This window comes from Gordonia sp. PvP123, from assembly GCF_040547295.1.
GTDB classification, from domain to species: domain Bacteria; phylum Actinomycetota; class Actinomycetes; order Mycobacteriales; family Mycobacteriaceae; genus Gordonia; species Gordonia terrae.
This window is the reverse complement of sequence record NZ_JBEPPN010000006.1, coordinates 426473-453104: the sequence shown is the minus strand read 5'-3', so window position 1 is coordinate 453104 and position 26632 is coordinate 426473. Positions and strand designations below refer to the sequence as shown.

20 protein-coding genes are annotated in these 26632 nt (G+C 67.4%); 9 read left to right on the top strand and 11 right to left on the bottom strand.

From position 1 onward, the window contains the following. Positions 1–2 precede the first annotated feature (2 nt). The 5 genes from ABIC25_RS14570 to ABIC25_RS14550 all read right to left on the bottom strand — a co-directional run bounded on the left by ABIC25_RS14570 (position 3) and on the right by ABIC25_RS14550 (position 6283). Positions 3–1457: a wax ester/triacylglycerol synthase domain-containing protein gene (locus tag ABIC25_RS14570; protein ID WP_101819944.1), complete on the bottom strand. Its 1455-nt coding sequence runs from the start codon at positions 1455–1457 to the stop codon at positions 3–5. Continuing rightward, complete coding sequence (locus ABIC25_RS14565; protein ID WP_354562012.1) at positions 1454–2947, bottom strand: HAD-IB family hydrolase; 1494 nt, start codon at positions 2945–2947, stop codon at positions 1454–1456. Before ABIC25_RS14565 ends, ABIC25_RS14570 begins: the two co-directional genes overlap by 4 nt. Beyond that, positions 2944–5262, bottom strand: coding sequence for a glycerol-3-phosphate 1-O-acyltransferase (locus ABIC25_RS14560; RefSeq protein WP_354562010.1), 2319 nt, complete (start codon positions 5260–5262; stop codon positions 2944–2946). The genes ABIC25_RS14565 and ABIC25_RS14560 overlap by 4 nt, the downstream gene beginning before the upstream one ends. Before the next feature lie 72 nt (positions 5263–5334). Further along, on the bottom strand, positions 5335–5979 hold the full coding sequence (locus ABIC25_RS14555; RefSeq protein ID WP_354562009.1) for an oxygenase MpaB family protein: 645 nt from the start codon (positions 5977–5979) through the stop codon (positions 5335–5337). Positions 5980–6079: 100 nt separating this feature from the next. Beyond that, positions 6080–6283, bottom strand: a complete 204-nt coding sequence (locus ABIC25_RS14550; RefSeq protein WP_004020476.1) for a cold-shock protein — start codon at positions 6281–6283, stop codon at positions 6080–6082. A gap of 216 nt (positions 6284–6499) precedes the next feature. On the opposite strand from ABIC25_RS14550, the gene ABIC25_RS14545 reads away from it, so the two are divergent. Both ABIC25_RS14545 and ABIC25_RS14540 read left to right on the top strand, forming a co-directional pair. Beyond that, the gene (locus ABIC25_RS14545; protein WP_354562007.1) at positions 6500–9922 is read left to right on the top strand and encodes a protein kinase domain-containing protein; all 3423 of its coding nucleotides are present in this window, start codon (positions 6500–6502) and stop codon (positions 9920–9922) included. A 153-nt stretch (positions 9923–10075) separates the two neighbouring features. Continuing rightward, positions 10076–10909: an aldo/keto reductase gene (locus ABIC25_RS14540; RefSeq protein ID WP_101820073.1), complete on the top strand. Its 834-nt coding sequence runs from the start codon at positions 10076–10078 to the stop codon at positions 10907–10909. A 199-nt stretch (positions 10910–11108) separates the two neighbouring features. Here the strand turns inward: ABIC25_RS14540 and ABIC25_RS14535 are convergent, their stop codons facing one another. The 4 genes from ABIC25_RS14535 to ABIC25_RS14520 form a co-directional block, all read right to left on the bottom strand. Further along, a complete protein-coding gene (locus tag ABIC25_RS14535; protein ID WP_354562006.1) occupies positions 11109–11882 on the bottom strand; it encodes a class I SAM-dependent methyltransferase in 774 nt (257 codons plus the stop codon). Between the two features lie 73 nt (positions 11883–11955). Then, a complete protein-coding gene (gene xylB, locus ABIC25_RS14530) occupies positions 11956–13362 on the bottom strand; it encodes a xylulokinase (RefSeq protein ID WP_354562005.1) in 1407 nt (468 codons plus the stop codon). Then, positions 13359–14834, bottom strand: a complete 1476-nt coding sequence (locus ABIC25_RS14525) for a mannitol dehydrogenase family protein (protein WP_248644010.1) — start codon at positions 14832–14834, stop codon at positions 13359–13361. The genes xylB and ABIC25_RS14525 overlap by 4 nt, the downstream gene beginning before the upstream one ends. Beyond that, positions 14831–15895: an NAD(P)-dependent alcohol dehydrogenase gene (locus tag ABIC25_RS14520; RefSeq protein ID WP_248645683.1), complete on the bottom strand. Its 1065-nt coding sequence runs from the start codon at positions 15893–15895 to the stop codon at positions 14831–14833. Before ABIC25_RS14520 ends, ABIC25_RS14525 begins: the two co-directional genes overlap by 4 nt. Positions 15896–16044: 149 nt before the next feature. Here ABIC25_RS14520 and ABIC25_RS14515 point away from each other — a divergent pair, with 149 nt between their 5' ends. The 6 genes from ABIC25_RS14515 to ABIC25_RS14490 all read left to right on the top strand — a co-directional run bounded on the left by ABIC25_RS14515 (position 16045) and on the right by ABIC25_RS14490 (position 22344). Beyond that, positions 16045–17088, top strand: coding sequence for a sugar-binding transcriptional regulator (locus ABIC25_RS14515; protein ID WP_101819952.1), 1044 nt, complete (start codon positions 16045–16047; stop codon positions 17086–17088). After that, positions 17085–18443 carry an ABC transporter substrate-binding protein gene (locus ABIC25_RS14510; RefSeq protein WP_101819953.1) on the top strand — a complete coding sequence of 453 codons (1359 nt, stop codon included), beginning with the start codon at positions 17085–17087 and terminating at the stop codon, positions 18441–18443. Before ABIC25_RS14515 ends, ABIC25_RS14510 begins: the two co-directional genes overlap by 4 nt. A 2-nt stretch (positions 18444–18445) precedes the next feature. Beyond that, positions 18446–19399, top strand: a complete 954-nt coding sequence (locus tag ABIC25_RS14505; protein ID WP_101820075.1) for a carbohydrate ABC transporter permease — start codon at positions 18446–18448, stop codon at positions 19397–19399. Further along, entirely contained in the window at positions 19399–20286 is an 888-nt protein-coding gene (locus ABIC25_RS14500) for a carbohydrate ABC transporter permease (RefSeq protein ID WP_101819954.1), read from the top strand. The genes ABIC25_RS14505 and ABIC25_RS14500 overlap by 1 nt, the downstream gene beginning before the upstream one ends. 106 nt (positions 20287–20392) lie before the next feature. Then, positions 20393–21499 carry an ABC transporter ATP-binding protein gene (locus ABIC25_RS14495; protein ID WP_064571702.1) on the top strand — a complete coding sequence of 369 codons (1107 nt, stop codon included), beginning with the start codon at positions 20393–20395 and terminating at the stop codon, positions 21497–21499. 62 nt (positions 21500–21561) lie between these two features. Further along, a complete protein-coding gene (locus ABIC25_RS14490) occupies positions 21562–22344 on the top strand; it encodes a sulfite exporter TauE/SafE family protein (RefSeq protein WP_248644008.1) in 783 nt (260 codons plus the stop codon). Positions 22345–22413: 69 nt separating this feature from the next. On the opposite strand, the gene ABIC25_RS14485 is transcribed toward ABIC25_RS14490, so the two are convergent. Both ABIC25_RS14485 and ABIC25_RS14480 read right to left on the bottom strand, forming a co-directional pair. Beyond that, on the bottom strand, positions 22414–23367 hold the full coding sequence (locus ABIC25_RS14485) for a DUF808 domain-containing protein (RefSeq protein WP_354562003.1): 954 nt from the start codon (positions 23365–23367) through the stop codon (positions 22414–22416). Between the two features lie 132 nt (positions 23368–23499). Continuing rightward, complete coding sequence (locus tag ABIC25_RS14480) at positions 23500–24819, bottom strand: MFS transporter (RefSeq protein WP_354562002.1); 1320 nt, start codon at positions 24817–24819, stop codon at positions 23500–23502. A 116-nt stretch (positions 24820–24935) separates the two neighbouring features. Here ABIC25_RS14480 and ABIC25_RS14475 point away from each other — a divergent pair, with 116 nt between their 5' ends. Then, on the top strand, positions 24936–26612 hold the full coding sequence (locus tag ABIC25_RS14475; RefSeq protein ID WP_354562000.1) for an AMP-binding protein: 1677 nt from the start codon (positions 24936–24938) through the stop codon (positions 26610–26612). Positions 26613–26632 lie beyond the last annotated feature (20 nt).

The window sequence follows — 26632 nt, the reverse complement described above, 5'->3', positions numbered from 1 at the left end:
GGTCACACCACCCGCCGGAGGGTCCCCGGCACCACCTCGTCGTCGGCGGCCAACGCGAGCACCTCGCCGAATCCGGCGACGAGGCAGTCCGCGAACAACTCGAGGTCGGTGACCGCGGCCCCGTCGGAATTGATTCCGAGACAAGCCGTCCCGTTGTGGGTGATCATCGTCGCCATCATCGCGCAGCCGGGGAGCGGGCCGAAGGGGAACATCCGCTCCACCTTGGCGCCGGCCACGTAGGTGTCCCATGGGATACCCGGTACGTTGCTGGCCTGTAGGTCGTTCTGGCTGGTCGTGCCGCTGAACTGCATGAGAACCGAACCGGGGAGCCACGCCATGACCGACCCGAGGGTGTTGAAGATGTCGACTGCCGGTTCGTGCCGGGCGACGCGTACCTGTTCACGGATGGTGAGCACACGCTCGAACGGGTCGGCGATCCCCACCGGCCCGGCGAGTCGTCCCACCGCGATGCGGTTTCCGCCCGCCGGGTCCTCCGGACGACGCACCGAGATCGGGATGGCCACCGGCATCGTCTCGATCGGGGTGCCCATCTTCTCGTGATACAGGCGGAAGCCACCGACGAGCCCGGCCAGATACACGTCGTTGATCGACGCGCGGGTCGCCGTGGCGGCCGCCTTGAGGTCGGTGAACGGGACCTCGAATGCGCTGAAACGCCACGACAGACTCCGGTGTGCGAGGAGCGGTGAACCCGGGGGGCTGACCAGACCGGCCACGCGGGGGACCGAACGCCCATATCGCAGCACAGAACTCAATGCCTGCCGGGGATGCTGCAGGGCGCGGACTCCGCGGAAGGTCGTGTCCAGGCGATGGGGGATCCGACGGATCTCTTCGCCCAGCTGCCGTCGGAGCAGGTCGACGGGGGTGATGTTCACCGGGTCGGGACTCGGCGGCTGGGGTTTGCCCGGATTGTGTTCGCGGGTGGGTGAATGCAGCTGTGCGAGTCCGATGATGGCCCCCATGCCGTCGGTGAGTGCATGGTGGGCTTTGAGGAAATACGCGGCCCTGCCGTCGGGAAGCCCTTCGATCAGCGTGCCCTCCCACGGCGGGCGTGCCGCGTCCAGTGCGGTCATCGCGAGCTGTTCACAGGTGACAAGCAGCTCGCGCATGCTTCCGTTGCCGCCCAATCGGATTCGGCGCAGATGGTAATGCAGGTCGAAATCCGGGTCGACGGCCCAGCTGGGTGTGCCGGTACCGAACGGCGAGTCGACGACGCGCTGCCGGAATCGTGGCGCCATCCGGCTTCCCCATTCGTGCGCGGCCACGAGCCGGTCCCAGTCGGGCGCGCAGTCGTACACCTCGAGCATGCAGATGGTCCCGCGCATGCGCCGGTCGGTGTCGCCGCGCCACATGATGGTGTCCACCGAGCTCATGTGTGGCTCGTTCGCCCAGTCCAGCGGGCGGTCGACGCCGTCGGTCAGGTCGGTCTCGTCGCTCACATCTGCCTCTCCTCGGGGACCTCGGTCGGTGGCCGGGCGTCGTCGTCGGCGAAGAAATCCAGGGGCCAATCCGCCAGGGCGCTGACATACATCTGCCGCACCTCTTCGGCGCGGTCGCCGATCTCGGCAGGCGACCAGTCGCTGGTGTGCACCGGCGGCAGAACCATCACCTCGACGGTGCCCGGCCGGATGAGTTGCGCACCGCGCCACATCAACTCACCGGTGTTGCGGAGGACCACCGGGACGATCGGCACACCCGCCTGCATGGCGATGTGGAAGGGACCCTTCTTGAACCGGCCCACGCGGGGAGTGGGGGACCGGGTGCCCTCGGGTGCCACCACCAGGGACATCCCCTCGTCTCGCAGCGCTCTCACCGCCGGTGCCAGTTGTTCGATCGCGCGGCCGGGGTCGGCGCGATCGATGAACACCAGCCCGGCCTGCTGCAGGATCGGCCCGACGACCGGCACCCGTTGCACTTCCTTCTTGGCCACGCCGGTCGCCTCGGACCGGACCAGGTTGATCATCACCGGCAGGTCGAGTTTCGACTGGTGGTTGAAGAGGAACACACAGGGACGCGCCGACGTGAGGTACTCACCCCCTTCGAGGACCTGTACGTGGATCCCGGCCAGGGACAGTCCGACGTCGGTGCCGGTCGGCAGCGCCTCGACCAGGGCGGAGGGGTCGCGCCGGACGAGCCCGGTCGTGACGCCCACCGCGGCGGATGCGAGGAACGAGCTGTAGAAGGCACCGGTCCTGGCCAGCATCCCGAGCCGGTTGTACGTGGGGTTCTTCAGGTCGATGATCGGCCACCCGCGGGTCTCGGCCTCCGCCCGCAGGATTCGACGTGGTGAGACGGCCGCCGGGTTGCCCACCGATTCGAGGTAGGGGATGTCCTCGTTGCCGTCGCTGTAGGCGAACGAGGCGCTGAGGTCGATGCCGTGCTCGCGAGCGAGAGTCCGCACCGCGGCGGCCTTTCCGGGCCCCCAGAGCGGGCGTCCCCGGATGTTGCCGGTGACCACCCCGTCGACGACCTCGACGTCGGTGGCCAGCGCGAAGTCGGCCTCGATCTCCCGTGCGATGGGCTCGATCTGGAATCGGGTGGCCGAGGATGCGATGACGATCGTGTGGCCCATCTCCCGGTGTGCGCGCAGGATCTGCCACATCTGCGGCCGCAACTTGGCCGCCGTCTCGTACTTGAAGAGGTGTTCGCCGAACTCGATCATCTCGGCGTACGTCTTGCCGGCGAAGGTGGGCCGCGTGGCGTCCAGGACTTCCGCGTAGTCCTGTTCGGACACGACGCCGCGCAGACCGATGACGAGGAAGTCGGCGAGCTCGCCGAGCCCGAATTCCATGCTCCGCAACCGTGCCCGCATGATGGCGGCCGCGGAGAATCCCTCGATCAAGGTGCCGTCGTAGTCGAAGAGGGCGGCGACCTTCTTGCCGGTGGGCGCGGACCGGATGGCCCGCATGCGGTCGGTGAAGGCACTCACGGCGTGGCCTCCGCCCACACAGCGGGTTGGATGTCCTCGATCGAGGCGATCCGGGCCAGTCGCTCGCGCATCGCCTCGACCTCGTCGAGCCAGTCGTGCCGGGCGGCCGCGAGATCGGTGATGTTCTCGCCGTGGATCAGATTGCGGTTGTCGGCGAGCTGGTAACACCCGTCGTAGATGTCCTTGGAGACCGAATCCTTGCTGCGTACAACGCCTTGCAGCGACAGTTGACGGCCCAGGCCCAGGCAGTCGGTGATCAGCTCGTCCTTGTCGCGCGACGCCGTGCCGAGCTCCACGAGCTTGGTTGCGAACACCAGTTGGGCGTCGAAGAACGGCTGCAGTGTGCGTCGGGCCAACAGGCCGCCGGTATGCCCGTGCAAGACCTCATAGGTCCACTCCTGGGTCGGGGTGACGGCACGCCAACCCGGGGCGAGCAGGTCCAGTTCGAGGCCGAGGCGGTGCAGGAACTCGACTTTCGGCGGAAAGAAGAACTCGAACTTGAGCAGGTCCCGAATCCGCAGGGCCTCGCGTTGCGATGCGGCGAGCAGGCCCTCGTCGGCGACCGGACCGTCGGCCGCCTCGTCGTACCCGATCGGGGCCTCGCCGGGCGGGACATCATCGGCCCGGACCTCCCCGTCGGCCACGGCGAGCATGGCGACCTCGACGATCGCCCGGTCGACGAAATGGTGCAGCGCACCGTTGCGGTAGTAGGCGGCGACCGCATGGTTGTCAGGCACGATGGACCACACCGGCTCGGACCCGCCCTCGTAACAACTCACGACGCCGTTCCCGGCGAGGACCCGAAGCGTCTGGGTCAGCCCGACCCCGCGACACAGTGCCGGATCCGGCCCGGGCAACTCGCGCCGGCGGATGTAGTCGAGCAGAGGCGCCAGGATGTTCTCGATCTCCGCGAGGGTGTAGGCCCGGTCCTGGGCGCCGAGGAGCGCGAAGCCGGCCAGCGAGGTGGCCGAGATCGGGGTGGCCGAGTTGATCTCGTCCATCACCCGGAACGCGACCTTCTCCAGTCGGGAGCGCCCTTCGCCGGCGTCGTCGAGAGCGGTCCGCAGCGAGATGGGCGTGCCGAATCGGACCCGCGCCTCGCCCAGATAGGCGCGCTGCGCCTTCGCGTAGCGCAGCAGCCACCCCACTCCCTCGGGTTTCTTTGTGCCACCGGCATCCTCGGCCGCCATCGCACCGATCTCCTGGAGCTGGTCGTACACGATCGACGTCGGCACGATCGTCACGTCGGCCTCGTCGAGTTGGCCCACGGCATCGACGACATAGGTGAGCAGGCCGAGTTTCGGCTTCCGCAGCTTGCCGGTCCGGCTGCGGCCTCCTTCGATGTACCACTCCAGATTGAAGCGCTTCTCGACGATGTAGGCGAGGTAGGAGCGCATGGCGAACTTGTAGACCGGGTCCGCGCCGAACTTCCGCCGGATGAAGATCATGCCGGCGCGGCGCGCGACCGGCCCCACCGGCCAGAACGACAGATTGTTTCCACCCAGGACGAGATTCGGTGGGAAATCGTTGGTGCGCAACACCTTGGCGAGGACGAGCGGATCGACGTAGGACCGGTGCGACGGCAGGAAGATCAGGCCGGTCGACTTGTTGAGGGTGCGCAGGGTGTTGAGGTTCTCCACGTCGACGGTGACGTTCCAGGCCCGCTCGTGCAACCGGTTGAAGGTCGCCGAGAACACGTCGTCCATGAGGCGGCTCTGCGTGGCGACGAAGGTGGAGAGTTTGTCGGTGGCCTCGGCGACCACCGCGTCGGTGGGCCGGCCCAGTTCGGCGGCGAGTTTCGCCGCGGACGTCTGGAATCGCGACGAGCTGCTGATCTGCTCGGCGACGAGCCGGGGGACCTTGTAGCGGTCACCGACGATCTGACGTTCGGCCCGCTCGGCCGAGACCGACGCCTGGAACAGGACGAACTGGGCGAACGGTTCACCCTGAGCCTGATGATGGGCGTATCGGGTACGGAGTTCCTCGATCGTCGCGGGCGCGCCGGCGACGACGCGGAGACTGTCCGGCCGTCTCCTGCGGATGAGTGGTTGAACCGCGCCGAGCGGGCGTCGAGGATTCGACAGCACCAGCACGTCGCCGAGCGTGACCCGCCGCTCGCCCTGCCGGACCGCGGGCAGCCAGACCGCTCGGACCGGTACGAGCAGGGTCTCCGGCGCCATCGTGTCGAAATCGATGTCCGCCGACCGGGAGATCGTCGCATCCGGGTAGTTCGCCGCGGTCCACTCGCGCACCGCCCGAATCTCGCTTGATGTTCGGGCCTTGGTCAGCACCACCACGGGATCGGTCACCTGCATCACCCTCACGTCTCCTCGGGCCGTACCACGCCTCATTGTGACGTGGACGACATCGGGGAGGGCGGGTTTTCGTCAGGACGGTCGACGTGCCGCGAGGACTTTGGCGCGCACCTCGCCCGGCCAGATGTTGTGTGCCGGGGCGACCCTGTCTGCGGTCCTCAGCATTGACGCGGTGGTCGCGAGAACGCGCCGGTCGGACGACGACGGCGTCAGTCCCAGGTGACCGGCGGCCACGGGATGCTGGATGGCGCGCACAGCGGGCGTCGGAAGTGCGCGGAAATACCAATAGTCGGGCCGAAGCAGCTGCTCCCTGTACCATCCCAGACCCGGGTCGGGATCGAGTTCGGTGGCCAGCGCCGCATCGACGTATGTCGCGTGCTCGAAGAGGAAGACCTCCGGATTGAGTGCGTGGTAACGCCGGCCGTCGGGGCGTCGACCGTGAAAGTGGTCGTGGCTGTACCGGATTCGTCGCACGGCGTCGAAGTCGTCTTCGTATGCCGACCGGATGATGCAGGGAGTCGTTCGCCGTTTGTGGACGTACACCCGATTCTGGACCATCGAGAATTCGTGGGTGGCGGCGGCTATCGACGGGTGCAACATCTGCAGGGACACGGCCCGGCAGATCGCCATGACGAACCGGCGGTCGCCCACGTAGCGCCAGAGCAATGAGTTCTCGTCGAGCGACACGCTCGTCTCCCGTCCGTACCAGACCGACATCTGAATACGAACGTTATCAGATGGGGTCTACGCCCCGGAGACGACGAAACGCCCCGTCCGACCTGATGGCCGAGTGGGGCGTTTCGCGAAAGTCAGGAGCTCAGAGCGCGCTGACGTTGGTAGCCTGGGGGCCCTTGGCACCCTGCTCCACGTCGAATTCGACACGCTGGTTCTCCTCGAGGTTGCGGAAGCCGCTACCGGTGATCGAGGAGTAGTGGACGAAGACGTCTGCGCCCTGGTCGTCGGGAGCGATGAAGCCGAAGCCCTTTTCGCCGTTGAACCACTTGACGGTTCCCTGTGCCATACTGCTGTACTTCTTTCTTCAGTGAGCAACCACCAAGACCGATGGCTGCGCGTCAACTCTGTCACAGATGTCGACGGTTGGGAAACGCAGGGGCCGAATTGGTGTGGCCGCTCGGTCCGGGGGCACTCCGCTCTGGTAACGAAAGCCCCGCTCCCGACGCATGCCTGAGTACGCTGGACAGGGCAGCAGCCGATCGACACGCGATCGAGGCAGATCATGGTCGAGAACGATCCGTTGACCACACAGCGCGATGCCGTTCGCGACGTCGCAGGTGAATTGGTGGGTGCGGGTTTCGCCGACCCGGTCGAGATCGGGCGTGGCGGTTACGGAGCGGTGTACCGCTGTCGGCAACCGGCTCTCGACCGCGACGTCGCGGTGAAGGTGCTGACGGATCACCTCGACAAGGAGAACCTCGAGCGATTCGTTCGCGAGCAGCGCGCCATGGGCCGTCTCTCCGGTCACCCGAACATCGTCAACATCCTCGAGGTGGGTTCGACGCCCGAGGGCTTTCCGTTCATCGTGATGCAATATCACCCCCACGCGTCGCTCGACGTGCGCATTCGCAAGGACGGCCCTCTCGGGTGGCGCGAGATCCTGCGCCTGGGGATCAAGGTGGCCGGCGCCCTCGAGACCGCGCACCGTGCGGGCACACTGCATCGCGACATCAAACCGGGGAACATCCTCATCACCGAGTACGGCGAACCCCAGCTGACAGACTTCGGGATCGCACGCATCAGCGGGGGCTTCGAGACCGATGCCGACCTGGTCACCGGGTCGCCGGCCTTCACCGCACCCGAGCTGCTCGCGGGCGCCGCTCCCTCGGTGACCTCTGACGTCTACGGGCTCGGCGCGACCCTGTTCTGCGCACTGACCGGGCATGCCGCCTTCGAGCGACGCAGCGGAGAGCAGGTCGTCGCGCACTTCCTCCGAGTGGCGAGCGAGGGGGTCCCGGACCTCGCGGCCGCCGGGTTTCCCGCAGAGGTGTCCGGTTGTATCGAACACGCGATGGCGCGCGAACCCGAAGACCGCCCCGACTCCGCACTGGCGCTCGGTGAGGAACTGCGGAACGCGCAGGGACTGCTCGGGGTCCCGCTCGACGAGATGGCGCTGCCCGCCGGGGCCATGGGGCCCGCGACGCCGACCACTCCGCAGCGGCGACGCACGACGATGAATCTGCCCATGCCGTCGACGAAGTTCCGGGCTCCCGTTCGGCCGCGGGCACAGGTCGCCAGGTCTCGGCTGCTGGAAACCCTGCGAGACGGCAAGTTGCGACGACTCACGCTCATCCACGCACCCACCGGCTACGGGAAGACCACGGTCGCTGCGCAGTGGGCCGAGAAGCTCGCGGAGGACGGCGTACCGGTGGCCTGGCTGACGGTCGACGACAGCGACGACGGCCTGGCGAGGTTCCTCGCCGACCTCATCGAGGCGCTCGGCCGGGCGGACCCGGACACGGTCGGGGATCTCGCGGCGGTGGTCGAAGAACACGGCGACCGCGCCGACGAGTACGTGCTGACGTCTCTGATCAACGATGTCCACGCGCGAGGACGGCGGATCGCGCTCGTCATCGACGACTGGCATCGGGTCACGGACGCGGCGGTCATCGGAGCAATGGACTATCTGCTCGAGCACGGATGTCACCACCTGCAGGTGATCGTGACCAGCCGGACCCGGGCCGGCCTTCCGGTGAGTCGCCTGCAAGTGCACGACGAGATCATCGAGATCGACATGTCAGCACTGTGTTTCGATGCCGACGAGGCCGAGCGTTTCCTTCGTGACGTCGCCGGGCTGGACCTTCGCGCCGATCAGGTCGTCGAACTGTGGTCGTCCACCGACGGATGGGTGGCCGCACTCCAGCTGGCGTGTGTCTCCCTGCGCAGATCCGGCGAGCCGTCCGAGCTGATCGGTGACATCTCCGGACGGCATCATGCGATCGGTGACTTCCTGGCCGAGAACGTTCTCGGGGTCCTGGAACCGGAGATTCTGCAATTCCTCCTGAAAGTGTCGTTGCCGGAACGGATCTGCGCCGACCTCGCGACGACCCTGAGTGGCGAGCCCCGGGGGCAGGCCGTGCTCGAGGAGGTGGAGGTCCGAGACCTCTTCCTCACCCGGGTGGACCAAGCCGGTGAGTGGTTCCGGTTCCACTCGCTCTTCGTCGAATTCCTCCGTCGGAGGCTCGAACGTGATGAGCCGCAACTGATCACACCGCTTCATCGCAAGGCCTCGGAGTGGTTCGCCCGGCACGGCATGCTCACCGAGGCCGTTGACCACGCGCTCGCCGCCGGTGATGCCGATCGCGCCGTCGAACTGGTCGAGACCGACGGCCGGTCGCTCATCGAGCATTCACGGATGACCACCCTGCTCACACTGATCGAGAAGCTGCCGCCGGTGACGGTCGCGGCCAATCCGATCCTGCAACTGCAGCTCGCCTGGGCGAACCTCCTCCTGCACCGGGCCGCGCTGGCGGAGTCGTCTCTCGAACGGGTCCGGATAGCCCTCGAACGATTGCCGCGATCGGACGCGGCCGCGGGGATTCGCCGCGAAGCGGATATCGCCGACGCGTGCGTACGCGCCATCTCTGACCGTCTGGACGGGCTCGACGAACTCGTGGCGAGCCTCGCCGAGGACCTGGAGGGATTGTCCCCGTTCCTCGTGTCGGCCATCCACAATGTCGGAACCCTCGGCGCCACCATACGATTCGACTTCGACGAAGCCCATCGCTGGCAACAACGCGCGATCCCGGCGCATCAACGCAACACCGGTCCGTACGCGGTGATGTACGGCTACGGGCTCGACGGGCTCGCCTTCTTCGAGCAGCTCGACCTCGACCGCGCCGAAGCGTGTTTTCGTACCGGACTCCGGCTGTCACGCGAACGCGGTTCTCCGACACAGTCGCAGGGCGCCCGGCTCGCCTGCGCTCTGCTCGCCGAGATCCTCTACGAACGCGGCCAACTGGAGGAAACCGAGCGTCTGCTGGACGAGAGCTTTCTGATCGGGGCGCCCGAGGGGGTCGTCGACATGATCGAGGCGCGCCACCTCGTCGGAGCGCGAGTGGCATTGTGCCGCGGCGATCAGGACACCGCGGCGCGGTATCTGGATGAAGTCGTGCACGTGGCCCAGCGTCTGGGCACCCCACGACTCCGTGCCCTCGCCGAGAACGAGCAGGTGACGCGGCGCCTCCCGACCCGGTTGCCCATCGTGCCCCGCGTCGATCCCGGCGCGGATGTGCCGCGTCAGGGCATCGCCGCGATCGTCGCGCAACTCGACGCCGAGACCGCGATCCGATTGTCGCTGGACTCCGGCGACGACCCGGGCGCGGCGGACGCCGCGTGCGGGCGGGCGCAACGGTGGGTGGACGCTCTGACCGGGACCGGACGGCGGCGAGCTCTGCTGCGTGCGCAACGACTGCTCGCCGTGTGCCTCGGGGCTGCGGGACGGTTCGACGAGGCGTATGACCTCACCGTGACGGTGCTGGAGCAGTGCGCCGCGGCCGGGCTGGTGCGATATCCGTTGGACGGCGGCGATGAGTTCCGGCGGCTCGTCGAACACGTCGCCTCCGGTGTCCGCGCAGGTGAGCGTGCAGTGGCGGGGTCGGTGTCCCCTGACTTCCTCGACCGTGTGGTCGGCGACGAGACGTAGGGCCGACGACCCATGGGGAATACCGGGACCGCCGGATCGACTTGAACCTGAACGTGGCCGCGGCCGGGCGCCCGATGTCGGGCGTCCCGAACAGGTCGTAGCGGAAACCTGCGCGACCGACGTCTCCAGACCCCTACGAGAGGACAAGTGCTCATGACAGTCCCCACCATCACCCTCAACAACGGAGTCACCATCCCGCAGTTGGGTTTCGGAGTCTTTCAGATTCCGCCGGAGGACACGCGCGAGGCAACTCTGACCGCGTTCGAGGTCGGTTACCGGCACATCGACACCGCCGAGATGTACGGGAACGAGAAGGGCGTCGGTGAAGCGGTCCGCGACTCCGGCATTCCTCGCGACGACATCTTCATCACCAGCAAACTGAACAACGGCTTCCACGACCACGACGCCGCGCTGAAGGCGCTGGACGGCACGTTGGCCGACCTCGGCGTCGAACAGATCGACCTGTTCCTGATCCACTGGCCGCTGCCCGAGGTGGGCGACTACGTCCAGACCTGGAAGGCCCTCGAGAAGGCCTATGCGGACGGCAAGGCGCGCGCAATCGGCGTGTCGAACTTCCAGCAGGCTCATCTGCAGCGTCTCTTCGACGAGGCCGACATCGTGCCCGCGGTGAACCAGATCGAGGTGCATCCGTACCTCTCGCAGAACCCGTTGCGTGCGTTCAACTCCGAGCACAAGATCGCCACCGAGGCGTGGTCGCCGATCGCGCAGGGCAAGGTGACCGACGACGCGGTCATCACCGAGATCGCCAAGACCAAGGGCCGGTCGCCGGCGCAGGTCACCCTGCGGTGGCACATCCAGCGCGGTGACATCGTCTTCCCGAAGTCGGTCACCCGCAAGCGCGTCGAGGAGAACTTCGCCCTGTTCGACTTCGAACTCTCCGACGCCGAGGTCGCCCAGATCGACCGCCTGAACAACGACGAACGCATCGGCCCCGACCCCGACACGTTCAACTACGTTCCGGAGTGACCTGACGCTCCGTCGACCGTGCACCGTTTTTCGTCGGGTGGCATGTCCTGCTCCCTGAGGAGGCTCCCTGAGGAGCGAGCTTGCGAGCGTCACGAAGGGTCCGTCGGCTCGGTCACCGGACCCTTCGTGACGCGCCCTCCGCAAGCTCCGGGCGCTCCTCAGGGAGCAGAGCGGGGCGGGTGGGGGCGTTGCTTTCGCGCTACGGCCTGGTCAGCGAGGCGCGTAACTGGCTGAAGCGGAACAGTGCGGGTTCACCGACGACGTCGGTGTAGCGATCGACGACGGCATCGACGAAGTCGTCGACCGCGCCGTCCGGCAACCGGCTCGTCCAGTCCGACGCCCCGACCGCGAACCAGGCGCGGAAGTCGTCGACCGAGTCGAACTGCCAGTTCAGGTCTTTCACCGTCAGGTCGTCGACGATGAAGCCGGCGTCGGTGGCCAGTTCCCCGAACCGAGGTGGCTCCACATGGACGTACGGCGCGTCGAAGCCGTCGAAGTGGCGCTGCCACTCCGGTTGCGCCGCGACTTGCATGGCGACGTCCTCGATGCTGGGTCGGTCGGTTGCGCACACCATCTGCAGTACCGCCCGGCCCCCGTCGACGAGGCTCCGGGCGATTCCGCGCAGGGCGGCGCCCTGATCGTGGACCCAGTGAAGGGCGTTGAACGACACCGCGATGTCGAAGTCGTCGTCGAACGGCAGGGCGAGGACGTCGTCGACGTGGAACTGGACGCGCAGGTTGTCGGCCGGCACACGGTCCAGCGCGCGTTCGATCATCCGCCGCGAAGCGTCGACGCCCACAACAGTTCCCGACGGAAGCCGATCGGCCAGCAGCATCGTGATGAAGCCGTCGCCGCATCCGACATCCAGGAGTCGCTCGGTGCCGGCGAGTTCCAGATCCCCGATCGAGTCCTCGGCGACCATGCGCTGCAACGCGCTCACGTCCGCGTAACGCTCGCCGTCCCAATCGACCATCGCGCACTCCTCGGTTGTCCGACCTGCGGGTCATTGTCCCCGGTGCGATCGCTCGGCGCGCGACTTCGGCGTATCAGCCGGACGACCCCTGCGCGTGCGCGACCATCCGCGCGGCCTCGCGGTACCGGGCGTACACCTCGGGAGTGGGTGGTCCGGTGAGCGTGTGGGTCGGAGACTCCCACACGGGGAGTTCGCCGGTCAGCGCCCAGGTTGCTTGACGCGCCGCACCGAGCGCCACGTGTTCGCCGTCGGCGGGTACGACGACCTCGCCGCCGAACAAGCCCGGCGCGATCTCGCGGACCGCTGCCGATTTCGCGCCACCCCCGGTGAGCAACACCCGATCGACCCCGACGCCCTGCCCCTCGATCTGCTCGCGGCAGAAGGCCAGCGACGAGACGAGACCTTCGACGGCTGCTCGGGCGATCGAGGCCGGCGTGAAATTGGCGGAGGTCAGGCCCGCCAGTGTGCCGGTCGCCTGGGGAAGGTTCGGTGACCGTTCGCCGGCGAGGTACGGCACCATCGTGACGCCACCCGCGCCTGGCTCGGCCGACATCGCCAACCGCGCGAACTCGGCCAGGTCCACGCCGAGCATCGTCGCGGTCGCCGACAGCACCGGGGCGCCGTTGAGCGTGCAGACCAGCGGCAGGTGACGCCCCGTCGCGTCGGCGAACCCGGCCACCAGACCTGACGGGTCATCCGGCGCCACGTCGCCGACCGCACTGACCACGCCCGACGTCCCGAGGGACACGACCGCATCTCCGGGCCCGGCATGCAATCCCAGTGCGGCTGAGGCGTTGTCACCGGCCCCCACGCCCACGACGGTCCCCGACGGCGTGGTCCCGGCTCGCTCTGCGGGGCCGAGTACGCGGGGGAGCAGTGGCCGTCGACCTCGAAACGCCCTCTCCAGCAGGTCGACTCGGTACTCATCGCGCGCCGCGCTGAAGTAGCCCGTTCCCGAGGCGTCGCTTCGGTCGGTGGTCAGTTGACCGATGTCGGTGCTCCCGCGCAGGCGCCAGGTGAGCCAGTCATGGGGTAGGCAGACCGCCGCGGTGGTGTCGGCGTGCTCGGGCTCGTGGTCTGCCAGCCAGCGGAGCTTGGTCGCGGTGATCGATGCCACCGGTACCACACCGACCGAGCGTGCCCAGGATTGCGGGCCGCCCAGTTCGGCGACGAGGGCGGTCGCGCTCGGTGCGGAGCGGGTGTCGTTCCACAGCAACGCGTCTCGGACGACGCGCCCCGCCTCGTCCAGGCACACCATGCCGTGCTGCTGGCCCGCGACCGAGACCGCCGCGACGTCCTCGAGCCCGCCGGCCTCGCTCGCCGCCGAACACAGTGCGTCCCACCAGTGATCCGGGTGCACCTCGGTCCCGGGAGGATGTGGTGCCTGCCCGGCGCGCACCACCCGTCCGGTGACGGCATCGCACACGACGACCTTGCACGACTGCGTCGACGAATCGATCCCGGCGACCAGCGTCGTCATGCGAGCAGACCGACGAGCGTGGCACGAGCGCCCCTGCTGCGCAACGACTCCAGCGCGGACAGGTACGGCTCCGTGAACAACGGTTTCTCCGCGAGAGTGCCGAACAGTTCGGGATCGGCGACGAAAGCGAGGGGATCGGTCCGTGAGCGCTGCGCTCGCGGAACGAGATCGGCCGCAAGAGGATCGACGACGTCGATCGGGTCGCCTGCCTCGTCGACGCCCTCGGCGTACCGGGTCCAGCTCGCCACGACCGCGGCGGCCAGGTCGCTTCGCTGATCCTGCTCGAGGCGCTCGCGGATGACCGGCACCAGCCACTTCGGGATGCGGTCGGACGAGTCCTGGCAGAGGCGGGCGATGGTGTCGGCGATCGCGGGGTTGGCGAATCGTTCGAGCAGGGTGTCGATGTAGGTGTCGACGTCCACGCCGGGGAGGGGGCGGAGCGTGGTCGCTCCCTCTTCGGTCATGTAGCGACGCAGCAGAGTACGGATGTCGGGGTCGGATGCGGCGTCGTGGACGTAGCGGTACCCGAGCAGATAACCGAAGTAGCACAGCGCCTGGTGGCCGGCGTTGAGCAGTCGCAGTTTCATCAGCTCGTAGGGGGTCACGTCGTCGACGACCTGGACCCCCACCTTCTCCAGCGCCGGACGTCCCATCGCGAAGTCGTCCTCGAGGACCCATTGGGTGAACGGTTCGGCGACGACCGGCCAGTTGTCGACGATGCCGGTGCGATCCTCGACCTCGTCGGCCAGGTCGGGCGGCGTCGCCGGGGTGATCCGATCGACCATCGAGTTCGGGAAGCGCGTGTTGTCCTCGATCCACCCCGCGAGTTCCGGGTCGCGCAACCGGGCGTAGGCGAGAAAGGTCGAACGGGCCATGTGGCCGTTGCCCTCGATGTTGTCGCAGGACATCACCGTGAACGACGGTGTCCCGCGTTCGCGGCGTCGAGCCAGCGCTTCGGTCACCAGTCCGAACACGGTGCGTGGCGGCGCACTCGCCTCGAGGTCGGCGACGATGTCCGGGTTCGTGGCGTCGAACTCGCCGGTCGACGGTGAGAAGTTGTAACCGCCCTCGGTGACGGTCAATGAGACGATCCGCGTCGCCGGGTCACTCAACCGGTCGATCACCTTCTCGGGATCGTCCGGTGCGTACAGATAGTCGACGATCGAGCCGACGACCGAGGTCTCCACGGCGCCGTCGGGATGCTTGAGGGTGAGGGTGAACAGTCCGTCCTGTGGGACGAGGGCGTCCCGCATGGCGGCGTCGGCGGTGCGGACACCGACCCCGCAGATGCCCCAGTCGTTCGCCGACGGGTCGGCGGCGAGAAGGCGGTCGAGGTACATCGCCTGGTGCGCGCGATGAAAGGCGCCGACACCGAAGTGGACGATCCCCGGGGTCACCGCCGCGCGATCGAACGCGGGCGTGTCGACGCCATCGAGCCGCGGCAACGTCTCGTCGGTCAGCGATGTGCTCATCGGCGGGTTCCCTCCGGCCGGGTCGTGACGGTCTCGGCATCGTCGTCCGAGTTCGGTTCGTAGCGCGAGATGGCCGGGTAGACCACCGCTTTGATGTTCCCGGGAACGCGATCGGCGTTGAGCGCGTCCGTCAGTTCGTCGAGGCCGAACCGCGCGGTCACCATGGCATCGAGATCCACTGCTCCCGTCCGGGCCAGGGCCAGTGCGGTCGGCCACGTGTTGGCGTAGCGGAACACCCCGGTCACGACCAATTCGCGATTCTGGATGAGCGAGATCGGGAGTTCCATGGTGTCGGCGCCCATGCCGACCAGGATCACACGTCCGCCGGGGCGAACCCGCGACAGGCCGTCCCGGACCGCGCCGGCGACTCCGCTCGCGTCGACGAACGCATCCACCCGTTCGATCTCCGTGCCGGGTGTGATCACCGTCGTCGCGCCGAAATCCCGTGCGCGCAGACGGCGTTGCTCGTCCGGCTCGCTCACGACGATGCGCGTGAGACCGGACGCCCGAGCGACCTGGGCGACCATCAGGCCGATCGGTCCGGCGCCGGCGATCAGCACAGAGCCACCGGCTGCGACCTCGGCCTTGCGCATGGCGGCGATGCCCACCGAGAGGGGCTCGAACAGCGCGGCCGCCTCGTCCGAGACCTCGGGAGGTACCGGATGTGCGAAATCGGCTCCTATGGTGACGAATTCGGCGAAAGCGCCGTCGACCGGGGGTGTTGCATAGAACCGCATCCGGGGGCACAGGTGGTAGTCGCCACGCTTGCTCTCCGGCGTGGTCGGGTCGGGACGTTGCGGCTCGATCGAGACCCGCTCGCCGATCCGAGCCCGGTCGACGCCGTTCCCGACGGCGACAATCACTCCGGCGGCTTCGTGGCCGAGGACGAGCGGATCGCGGACCACGTACTCACCGATCCGTCCGTGGCGGAGGTAGTGGGTGTCCGAGCCGCATACGCCCACTGCGCGAACGGCCACCGTGACGTCGCCGGCTCCGGGTTCGGGTGACCGGCGACGTTCGGTGGTCACCGTCAGGTCGGGATGCAGTACGCCGGCGCGCATGTCGTCCGGTATGCGCGATAAGCGGCAATCGACTGTTGCGTGGGTCACACCCAGATGCTAGCTTATTGAGCACATTGACCGCCAGTGAGCAGATGCTCACCACCACGGCTCGGTGGTGACGGCGAATGGACGTGAAGGGGCACCCTCGGATGGCACCTCGAAAGTCGGCGATCGGCGCGGAGGGGGAGACCCATGCCGTGCCGCGTGTGGCCACGCCGCGCGGCGGTGGCGACTCCGGCCAGGATCTGCGACTCCTTGTCCGCGCCGCGACCATGTACCACCTCGAGGGACTCACCCAGGCCGAGATCGCGGGCCGACTCGGGGTGTCGCGCCCGACGGCCGGCCGGCTCGTCGCGCGAGCCAGGGCACAGGGTCTCGTGCAGGTGTCGGTATCGGCCCCGGCGCACCTGTCGGCATCCATCCACACCGATCTGGAACGCGCGGTCGAGGAGACCCTGGGGCTCGACGAGGTCCTCGTCATCGACGAGGTCGCCGACGGCACCGCCACCGGCAACGCCGCGCTCGGTCGCGCGGGGGCGTCGGTGCTGACCCGACGGATACAGCCGACGGACACCTTCGGATTCACTTGGGGGCCCGAACAAGTGGCCGTCGCCGACGCCATGGCTGCGTCCGCCTCGTGTCAGCGGGTCGTGCAGATGGACGGCTCGATGACCTCCGTCGAGTACCACACCGGCGTCGACCACGCGCTCTCGCGATTCTCCGAACGGCTCCATGCCCGACCGCTGCGGCTGGTCGCACCGCTCTACGTCGACCCGGAGACGGTCACCGCCGTGAACCGTGATTCGATCCTCTCGCAGGCACTCTCGGCGGCGCGCGGTGCGCAGGTGATGTTGTTCGGTGTCGGCTCGGTGTCGACGTCGACAACTCTGTTCGAGGGCTCGTTCATCGACGCGGTCGTCCTCGACGAACTGCTCGACCTCGGCGCGGTCGGGGAGATCGGCGGACGCTTCTACGACGCGAACGGCGGCGCCGTCCCCTCCAGCCTCGTCGACCGGACCGTCTCGGTATCACTCGACGCGGTCCGTGCCTGCCCGACCTCGATCCTCGTGTCCGGTGGGACACACCGTCGCGAATCCATCCTCGGCGCGCTGCGTGGTGGTTACGCCACCATTCTCGTCACCGATGTGGAGACCGCCGAATGGCTTGTGATGCAAGAGAAAGGCGAACAATGACGTTCTCCCGACACCGAGTGCGATGGGCGCTGGGTGCGATGATCGCGACCGTGGCTCTGGTGCTCACCGGCTGCTCCGGCGCGGGTTCACTCACCGGCGGCGGAGGTCGCGAGATCACCGTCGCGATGGTCTCCAACTCGCAGATGCAGGACGCGGTGAAGCTGTCCACACAGTTCGAGGAGCAGAATCCCGGCGTCTCGGTGCGGTTCGTGACCCTCTCCGAGAACGAGGCGCGCGCCAAGATCACCGCATCGGTGGCCACCGGCGGCGGTGAGTTCGATGTCGTGATGATCAGCAACTACGAGACCCCGATGTGGGGCGAGTACGGCTGGCTCGTGAACCTGACCCCGTACATGGACGCCGATCCCGACTACGACGCCGACGACTTCATCCCGACGCTGAAGACGGCTCTGTCCCACGACGGTTCGATGTACTCGGCGCCGTTCTACGGCGAGTCGTCATTCCTGATGTACAACAAGAAGCTGTTCGCCGAGGCCGGGGTGTCATTGCCGCCTCAGCCGACGTGGCCCCAGGTCGCCGAAGCGGCGGCGAAACTCGACAACGAGCGCACGGCGGGGATCTGCCTGCGCGGCAAGCCCGGCTGGGGCGAGGTGCTCGCCCCGCTGAACACCGTGATCAACGCGTTCGGCGGACGCTGGTACGACGAGGACTGGAATGCGCAGCTGGACAGTCCCGAGGTGGCCGCAGCGGTGAAGTTCTACGTCGACACGGTCCGGAACCACGGTGAGGCCGGCGCGGCATCGTCCGGGTTCCAGGAATGTGGAAACCTGTTGTCGCAGGGCCAGGTTGCGATGTGGTACGACGCGACGTCCGCGGTGTCGGTGCTGGAGAGCCCGGACACCTCGTCGATCGCGGGTGACGTCGGCTACCTGCCCGCCCCGAGCATGGCCAAAGGCGACAACGGCTGGCTCTACACCTGGTCACTGGGCATCCCCACCAGCAGCAAGCACCAGGACGAGGCGTGGAAGTTCATCCGGTGGATGACCAGCAAGAGCTACATCGAGTACGTCTCGGAGACCCTGGGGCCCAGTCACGTACCGCCGGGCAGCCGCCTGTCCACGTACGAGCTGCCTGCCTACAAGGAACTCGCCGCCCCGTTCGCCGAGCAGACGCTGAGCGCGATGCGTGCGGCGAACCAGCTGAAGCCGACCCTGGAGCCGGTGCCCTACACCGGAGTCCAGTTCCTCGCCATCCCCGAGTTCCAGGATCTCGGAACCCGGGTGAGCCAGCAGATCTCGGCAGCGATCGCCGGCCAGATCAGCGTCGACGACGCGCTCGCGCAGGCGCAGGAGTACGCCCAGGTCGTCGGCAAGTCCTACCAGAGGGAGCAGTGATCATGGCCACCGCAGTCTCCACTCCGCCACCCGACACCGCGCCGAAGGCGCCGCTGAAGTCCTCGCGCGATCACGTCACGCGTGCCGAGGGATGGCGCCGACGTGGTCCGCTTCTCCCCGCCCTGATCTTCCTGATCGTGGTCACCCAGATCCCCTTCGTGTTCACGCTGTACTACTCCACGCAGTCGTGGAACCTGGTGCGCCCGGACTCGCGAGCATTCGTCGGCCTCGACAACTACGTCGCGGTCTTCGGCGACAGCCAGTTCTGGCGGGTGACCGTGAACACGATCCTGTTGATCGTCGGCACCGTACTGATCTCGGTGCTCCTGGGCCTGCTCTTCGCGCTGCTGCTCGACCGGAAGTTCCTCGGCCGCGGGGTGGTCCGCACTTTGCTGATCACGCCGTTCCTCGTCACCCCGGTGGCGGCCGCGCTGCTGTGGAAGACCAGCCTGCTGTCGCCGACCAACGGTCTCGTCAACTGGGCCCTGAGTCCGTTCGGCATCGAGACCGACTGGCTGTCGGAGTTCCCGCTGATGAGCGTGATGGCCGAACTGGTCTGGCAGTGGACGCCTTTCATGATGCTGCTGATCCTCGCGGGTCTGCAGTCGATGCCCCGTGACATCCAAGAGGCGGCACGCGTCGACGGCGCCACCAGCTTCCGGCTCTTCCGCGAACTGACGCTGCCGCATCTGCGTCGCTTCATCGAACTCGGTGCGGTGCTCGGTGCGATCTACCTGGTGAACACGTTCGACGCGGTGTACATGATGACCTCCGGCGGCCCGGGAGTGTCCAGTTCGAATCTGTCGTACTACATCTACCAGCGCGCGTTCCTCGGCTTCGACATCGGCCAGGCCGCGGCGATGGGCGTGGTCACCGTGATCGGCACGATCGTCGTCGCCACGCTCGCTCTACGCCTGATCTTCAAATCATTCACCGGGACAGAGGAGCCGGCCTGATGACCACCGACATCCGCTCCGACCGTACGTCGGCCGGGAAGCCAGACGGGAAGCCCGGCACCGAGATCCGTCGTCGGCGCCGGCCACGTCAAGCGGCGCTGACCGCGGTGACCTGGATCCTCGCGATCGGCTTCTTCTTCCCGGTGCTGTGGATGGTGCTGACCGCGTTCAAGCAGGAGAGCGACGCGGCGACGAACCCGCCGACCTTCTTCTTCGAGCCGACACTGCAGCAGTTCCGGGACGTCTTCGACGCGGGAATCGGTACACCGCTGTTGAACTCGGTGTTCGCGACCATCGTCTCGACGATCCTGGTGCTGTTGCTCGGCGTACCCGCGGCGTTCGCACTGTCACTCCGGCCGGTACGCAAGACCAAGGACGCGCTGTTCTTCTTCATCAGCACCAAGATGCTGCCGATCGTCGCCGCGATCATCCCCCTCTACGTGATCGTCGGCGAGATCGGGATGCTCGACAACATCTGGACCCTCATCATCCTGTACACGGCCATGAACCTCCCGATCGCCGTGTGGATGATGCGCTCGTTCTTCCTCGAGGTGCCCGGGGAACTGCTCGAGGCCGCCAGCATCGACGGCGCGAGCCTGTGGACCTCGGTACGCGAGGTGATCCTGCCGCTGATCTCGCCGGGAATCGCAGCGACAGCACTGATCTGCGTGATCTTCTCCTGGAACGAGTTCTTCTTCGCCGTCAACATGACCGCGGTCAACGCGCAGACGATGCCGGTGTTCCTGACCGGCTTCATGTCCGGTCAGGGCCTGTACTGGGCGCAGCTGTCCGCGGCTTCCGTGCTCGCCGCGCTCCCGGTCGTCATCTGCGGCTGGATCGCCCAGAACAAGCTCGTCCGCGGCCTCTCGTTTGGCGCAATCAAGTGACAGCTCAGTTCGGTATCGCGCCATCGGTCCCAGCGCGGCGCAATCAAGTGACCCGTCCCCTCTGACACGCACTCGCACAACACCTTTGTAGAAACCGGAGAACATCATGGCTTCCATCACCTACGACAAGGCCTGCTGCGTCTACCCCGGCGCGGACAAGCTCGCCGTCGACTCGCTGGACCTGGACATCGCCGACGGTGAGTTCGTGGTCCTCGTCGGGCCATCCGGGTCCGGAAAGTCGACGGCGCTGCGGATGCTCGCCGGTCTCGAGGAGATCGATTCCGGCCAGATCCGGATCGGCGGGGACAACATGGTCGGCGTCGCCCCGAAGGACCGGGACATCGCGATGGTCTTCCAGAACTACGCGCTGTACCCGAACAAGACCGTCGGCGAGAACATGGGCTTCGCGCTCAAGATGCGCGGTGTGCCGGCCGAGGAGCGCAAACAGAAGGTCGCCGAGGCGGCCCGATTGCTCGACCTGACCGACTTCCTGGATCGCAAGCCCGCCAAACTCTCTGGCGGACAACGGCAGCGCGTCGCCATGGGCCGCGCCATCGTTCGCGAACCCCAGGTCTTCTGCATGGACGAGCCGCTGTCGAACCTCGACGCCAAACTCCGTGTCCAGACCCGCACTCAGATCGCTGCCCTGCAGCGGCGCCTGGGCACCACGACGGTTTATGTCACACACGACCAGGTCGAGGCGATGACGATGGGCGACCGCGTTGCGGTGCTGAAGAACGGCGTCCTGCAGCAGTTCTCCACGCCGACGGAACTCTATGACCGACCGGTGAACTCGTTCGTGGCGGGGTTCATCGGATCTCCGGGCATGAACCTCTTCGTCGCACCGGTCGTCGACGGCGTGATCACCGTGTCGGGTGCTGCCGTGGACATCGACGCCGAAGCGCAGGCGGCCCTGCGTCGTTCCGGTCTCGACTCGGTCGTCGTGGGCATCCGTCCGGAGCACCTCACGCTGTCGGACAACGGCACCGGCCTCAACGCCGATGTCGCTCTCCTGGAGGAGCTCGGCAGCGAGAGCTACATCTACGCCAACCTCGCCGACGACTCGGTGCGCAACCTCGACGGCGACCCGATGGTGATGGTCGCGCGGTCGGCCGAGCGGGCACCCGCCAAGCGGGGCGAGGGCATCCGCCTGCGCCAGTCCGACAGCGCGGTGCACCTGTTCGACCCGTCCAGTGGGGACCGCCTCAACTGACGGAAGGCTCGAAACCACCCCGGTGAACCCGCCGAATCTCCCGGAGGGCACTCTCGGAGACTGTGACCATCTGGGAACTGGCCGCCGTGCTCATCGCCGGCGTCGGGGCGGGAGCCATCAACGCCCTCGTCGGAAGCGGGACGCTCATCACGTTTCCGACGCTGGTCGCTTTCGGGGTCCCGCCGGTGACCGCGACCATGTCCAATGCGATCGGACTGGTGGCCGGCGGGGTGTCGGGTACGTGGGGTTATCGGCGCGAACTCGAGGGGCAGTGGACGCGTCTCCGCTGGCAGATGCCGGCGTCGTTCACCGGCGCGATCATCGGCTGCTGGCTCCTGCTCCACCTGCCCGAGACGGTGTTCGAGACGGTCGTCCCGGTCCTGCTCGTCGCCGCGCTGATTCTCGTCGTCGCCCAGCCCTACATCCAGAAATGGGTGGGTGGTCGCTCCACTCACGGCGGTGATCTCGCACCCCCGCATCTGGGTCCCGTGCGGATCGCCGCGATGACCGTCGGGACATTCGCCGTCGGCGTCTACGGCGGGTACTTCACCGCTGCGCAGGGCATCCTCCTGATGGGCGTCCTCGGGGTGATCGTCCCCGATCACCTCCAACGGATGAACGCGGCGAAAAACCTGCTGAGCCTGGTGGTCAACGTCGTCGCCGCCGTCACGTACACCCTTGTCGCCTTCGACCGGATCGACTGGTGGGCCGCAGCGGCCATCGCGATCGGCTCGTTGGCCGGTGGCTTCCTGGGCGCCAGATACGGACGTCGGCTCTCACCCCGCGCGCTTCGCGGCGTGATCGTCGTCGTCGGACTGATCGGCCTCTGGCGCCTGCTCGCGTGATCAGGCGCCCAGTCAACGGAAACCGACGCCCAGTCGACGGACAACGACGCACGGTCGACGGGTGCGGGGTCAGTGCGCGGGGGCGGCGTTTTTCTTTCGACGCGGGATGACGTGCAAGATCGCCACGATCACCGCACCGACGACGAGGCCGACGACGGCGGACAACACGGTGCCCGCCGTCCACGAGAGGACGGAGCCGAACCCGCCGTGGACAAGTTCGCCGAACCAGTGCTCGACGTCGTGGAGGCGGTCCGCCGGCCAGTGGAAACCGGCTTCGCCGACGTTGACGATCAGGATGTGACCGCCCACCCAGAGCATCGCCGCGATGCCGACGACCGTCAGCGTCGACATGATCGTGGGCATGGCGCGGACGAGACCCCGACCGGTCTTCTGGAGCAGGGGTGACTCGCGCTGTGCCAGTGCCAGACCGACGTCGTCCATCTTCACGATGATCGCCACGACGCCGTAGACGAGCGCCGTGATCAGGACGGCGACGACCACGAGGACGGCCAGGCGTGTCCAGAAGGGTTCGGACTCGACCGACGACAGCGAGATGACCATGATCTCCGCGGACAGGATCAGATCGGTGCGGATCGCGCCGCTGACCATCGTCTTCTCGAACTCGGGCCCGGCTTCACCGGCGGTCTGTTCCTCGGCGTGGTGGCCGCCGCCGATGGCCTCCCATACCTTCTCGGCGCCCTCGAAGCACAGGAAGAGGCCGCCGGCGATCAGCAGGTAGGGAAGGGCGCCGGGGAGGAACTGACTCAGGATCATCGCGACCGGCAGGATGATGAGCAGCTTGTTGCGGATCGATCCGATGGCGATCTTCCGCACGATCGGAAGCTCCCGGTCGGGGGTGAAACCGTGGACGTAACGGGGCGTGACGGCGGTGTCGTCGACCACCACGCCCGCCGCCTTGACGCTGGCCTTGCCGGCCGCCGCACCGATGTCGTCCAGGGACGCCGCGGCGGCCCGGGTGAGGGTCACGATGTCGTCGAGCAAGGCGACGAGACCACTGGCCACGGGGACCTCCGGGGTTCGAGGGGATCGAGTTCTCGAACAGTATGCCCACACGGACGCGGACCACACGCTTGGTGGCGGCCCGCGTCCGTTTCGTCGGATTCGACCCTCGGGTACCGGATGGCGCCGTTCGGGTCAGGAACGGGCGGGGGCAGCCACTGCGTCGTCGGTGGCGTCGGTGGCGTCCCCGAGGGCCCGTGCCTTCCGCCGGATCGTCATCAGTGTCAGCAGTCCGATCGCGCTGGCGCCGATGAGGAAGTAGGCGGGCGCGAGTGAGTTGCCCGTGCGGTCGATCAGCCACGTGGCGATGTACGCGGCGGTGCCGCCGGCCAGGACCGTCGAGAGGTTGAAGCCGAGCGCCACGCCGGTCAGACGGACCTTCGTGTCGAACAACGACGGGAACAACGGTGCGGTGGCGACCTGGATCAGCGGGGTGCACAGCGCGAACACCGCGAAGGCGAGGGCCGCGACCGCGAGGCCGTGTCCGGTCATCAGGGCCATTGCGGGGTAGGCGAGAGTGGCCGCGGTAAGCAGGCCGGCGATGAGGACGGGTCGACTTCCGAAGCGGTCCACCAGGAGTCCCGCGATCGGCATGCATGCGGCGACGAACACGATGACACCGGCCGCGGTCCAGGTGACTGCCGTCTGGCTGTAACCGCCCTCACGGACGAGATGGATGCCGATGTAGGTGAGCACCATGTACCCGGTCGCGTTCTGCGCGATACCGAGACCGAGGACCTGCAGGACCTGGATCGGCTGGCTGCGCAACAGTTCTCGCAGCGGTGCCTTCGGGAGTTCGCGACGCTCGGCGGTCTTGGTGAACTCCGGCGAGTCCTCGATGCGGGTCCGCAACCAGAGGCAGAGCAGCAACAGCGGGAGTCCGGCGACGAACGGGACTCGCCAGCCCCAGCTGTCCATCTGTGCCTCGGAGGTCAGTGCCGAGGTCGTCGCCACGACGATCGCGGCGAGCGCGAAGCCGCTGTTCGATCCCAGCGCGACGATCGACCCGCCCAGGCCGCGGCGCTTCGGTCCGACGACCTCGTAGACATAGGTGAGCGCACCACCGAGCTCGCCGCCCGCGGAGAAGCCCTGCAGCAGCCGGGCGACGACCAGCAGGATCGGCGCGAGGACCCCGACCGCGGCGTACGTCGGCAGCAGGGCCATCAGCGTGGTGCCCACCCCCATCAGGATGACCGACACCAGCAGCGCGCGTTTGCGGCCGAAGCGGTCGCCGAGGCGGCCGAAGAAGATGCCGCCGATCGGCCGCATGAGGTACGCCGACGCGAACACCGCGAGGCTCGACAACAGGGACGCGGTCGGGTCGTCGCTCGGGAAGAACAGCGGGCTGACCACCACCGCGAGGTATGCGTACACCGTCAGGTCGTAGTACTCGACCACCGTTCCGACGCCGGCGGCGATCACCGCACGCCGGCTCCGTTGATCCTGGGTTGCCATGGGGTCTCTTTCTGAGGGAAGGGCGCTGGGAGCACTAATATGTACATATTTAGTGAGACGTGGGTTACTGTAGAACGCGACACGAGCAATCGGCAAGAGTTCCCAGAGGAAACACCATGCGTCCCACGCACTCTCCACATCCCGACCTCGCCGAGCAGTTCCGGGCGGCGGGCCACTGGCGGGACAAGACCGTCGACCACTTCGTCGAGCGCGCCGCCGCGCTGTATCCGGACGTCGTCGCGATCATCGACGGTGACCGGCGACTGACATTTGCCGACGTCGAGCGCGAGTCCCTGCGCCTCGCCGCCGCGCTGTACGACCGCGGCGTCCGACCGGGGGACGTGGTGTCCTTCCAGCTCCCGAACTCCGCCGACGCGGTCGTCGTCTTCCATGCGATCCACCGGGTTCGCGGTGTCGCGAACCCGATCGTGCCGATCTATCGCGAGCGTGAAGTCGGTTTCATTCTGGGCCAGGCACGAACCAAGGCCGCCTTCGTTCCCGGAACGCACCGGGGCTTCGATCACGAGGCCATGTATGCCTCTCTGCGGCAGCAACTTCCGGAACTCGAGCTGGTGGTGACGACCGGACGCGCGACCTCGGACGCCGGGGCTGTCGACCTCATGTCGCTGATCGATTCCGCGACGCCGGAGATGATCGAGACCGTGCGCGCGCTGCCCCGCGCCGATCCCGACGACGTCTGCCTGCTGCTGTACACGTCGGGAACGACCGCGGACCCGAAGGGGGCGTTGCACAGTCACAACACGCTGGTCTTCGAGAACAGCTCGATGATCGAGACGTTCGGGCTCAACGAGCGCGACGTCGTGTTCAACCCGTCACCGGTGACGCACGTGACCGGGGTGAACTGTGCCCTGACCCTGCCGTTCCTGCTCGGTGCGCCGGTGGTGCTGCAGGACGTGTGGGACCCCGAAGTCGCGTTGACCAGGGTGCTCGAGAACAACGCGAGTTTCATGATCTTCGCGACGCCGTTCCTGCGGGGCCTGCTCGAGGCCGCCACCGTGCGGGGCGTCCGGACCCCGTCGGTGCGGTACATCATCTGCGGGGGCGCCGACATCCCGGACTCGCTGGTGACCCGGGCGACCGAGGTGCTCGGCACCGTCACGCGGATGTACGGGGCCACGGAGGGACCCTCGGTGACGTCGGCGAACAGATCGGATGATCCGTACCTGCGGACCGGCACGGATGGACGCGTGCTGGCCCCGACCGAGGTCATCGTGTCCGACGGAGCCGGGGGCAGCGCTGCGACCGGCGTCGTCGGGGAGGTGTTCTGGCGCGGACCCGACACCTGTCTCGGATACCTCGACGCCTCGCTGAACGAGGAGGCCTTCACCGCCGACGGATTCTTCCGCAGCGGGGATCTCGCCTACTTCGACGCCCAGGGCGGCATCCACATCGCCGGCCGGATCAAGGACATCATCAACCGGTCCGGCGAGAAGATCAGCACGCATGATGTCGAGAACGAATTGAGCGAACACCCCGCCGTCACCGAGATCGCGGTCGTCGCCGGGCCGGATGCCCGGACCGGAGAGCGTGGGTGCGCCTTCGTCGTCACCCGGGACGCCGTCGATCTCACGCTCGAGGAGGTACGGGAGTTCCTCTCCGCGAGAGGAATCGCGATGCAGAAGGTCCCGGAGAGCATCTTCGTCGTCGATTCCCTGCCGAAGACGGCGAGCGGGAAGATCCAGAAATTCGCCCTCCGCGACTGGACGCGCGACCGCGCGATCACACCGCCACAGATGCAGGCTGTGACCATCTCCGCTGCACACGAGAGATGAGAAGCGCTGCGTCAGAGCAA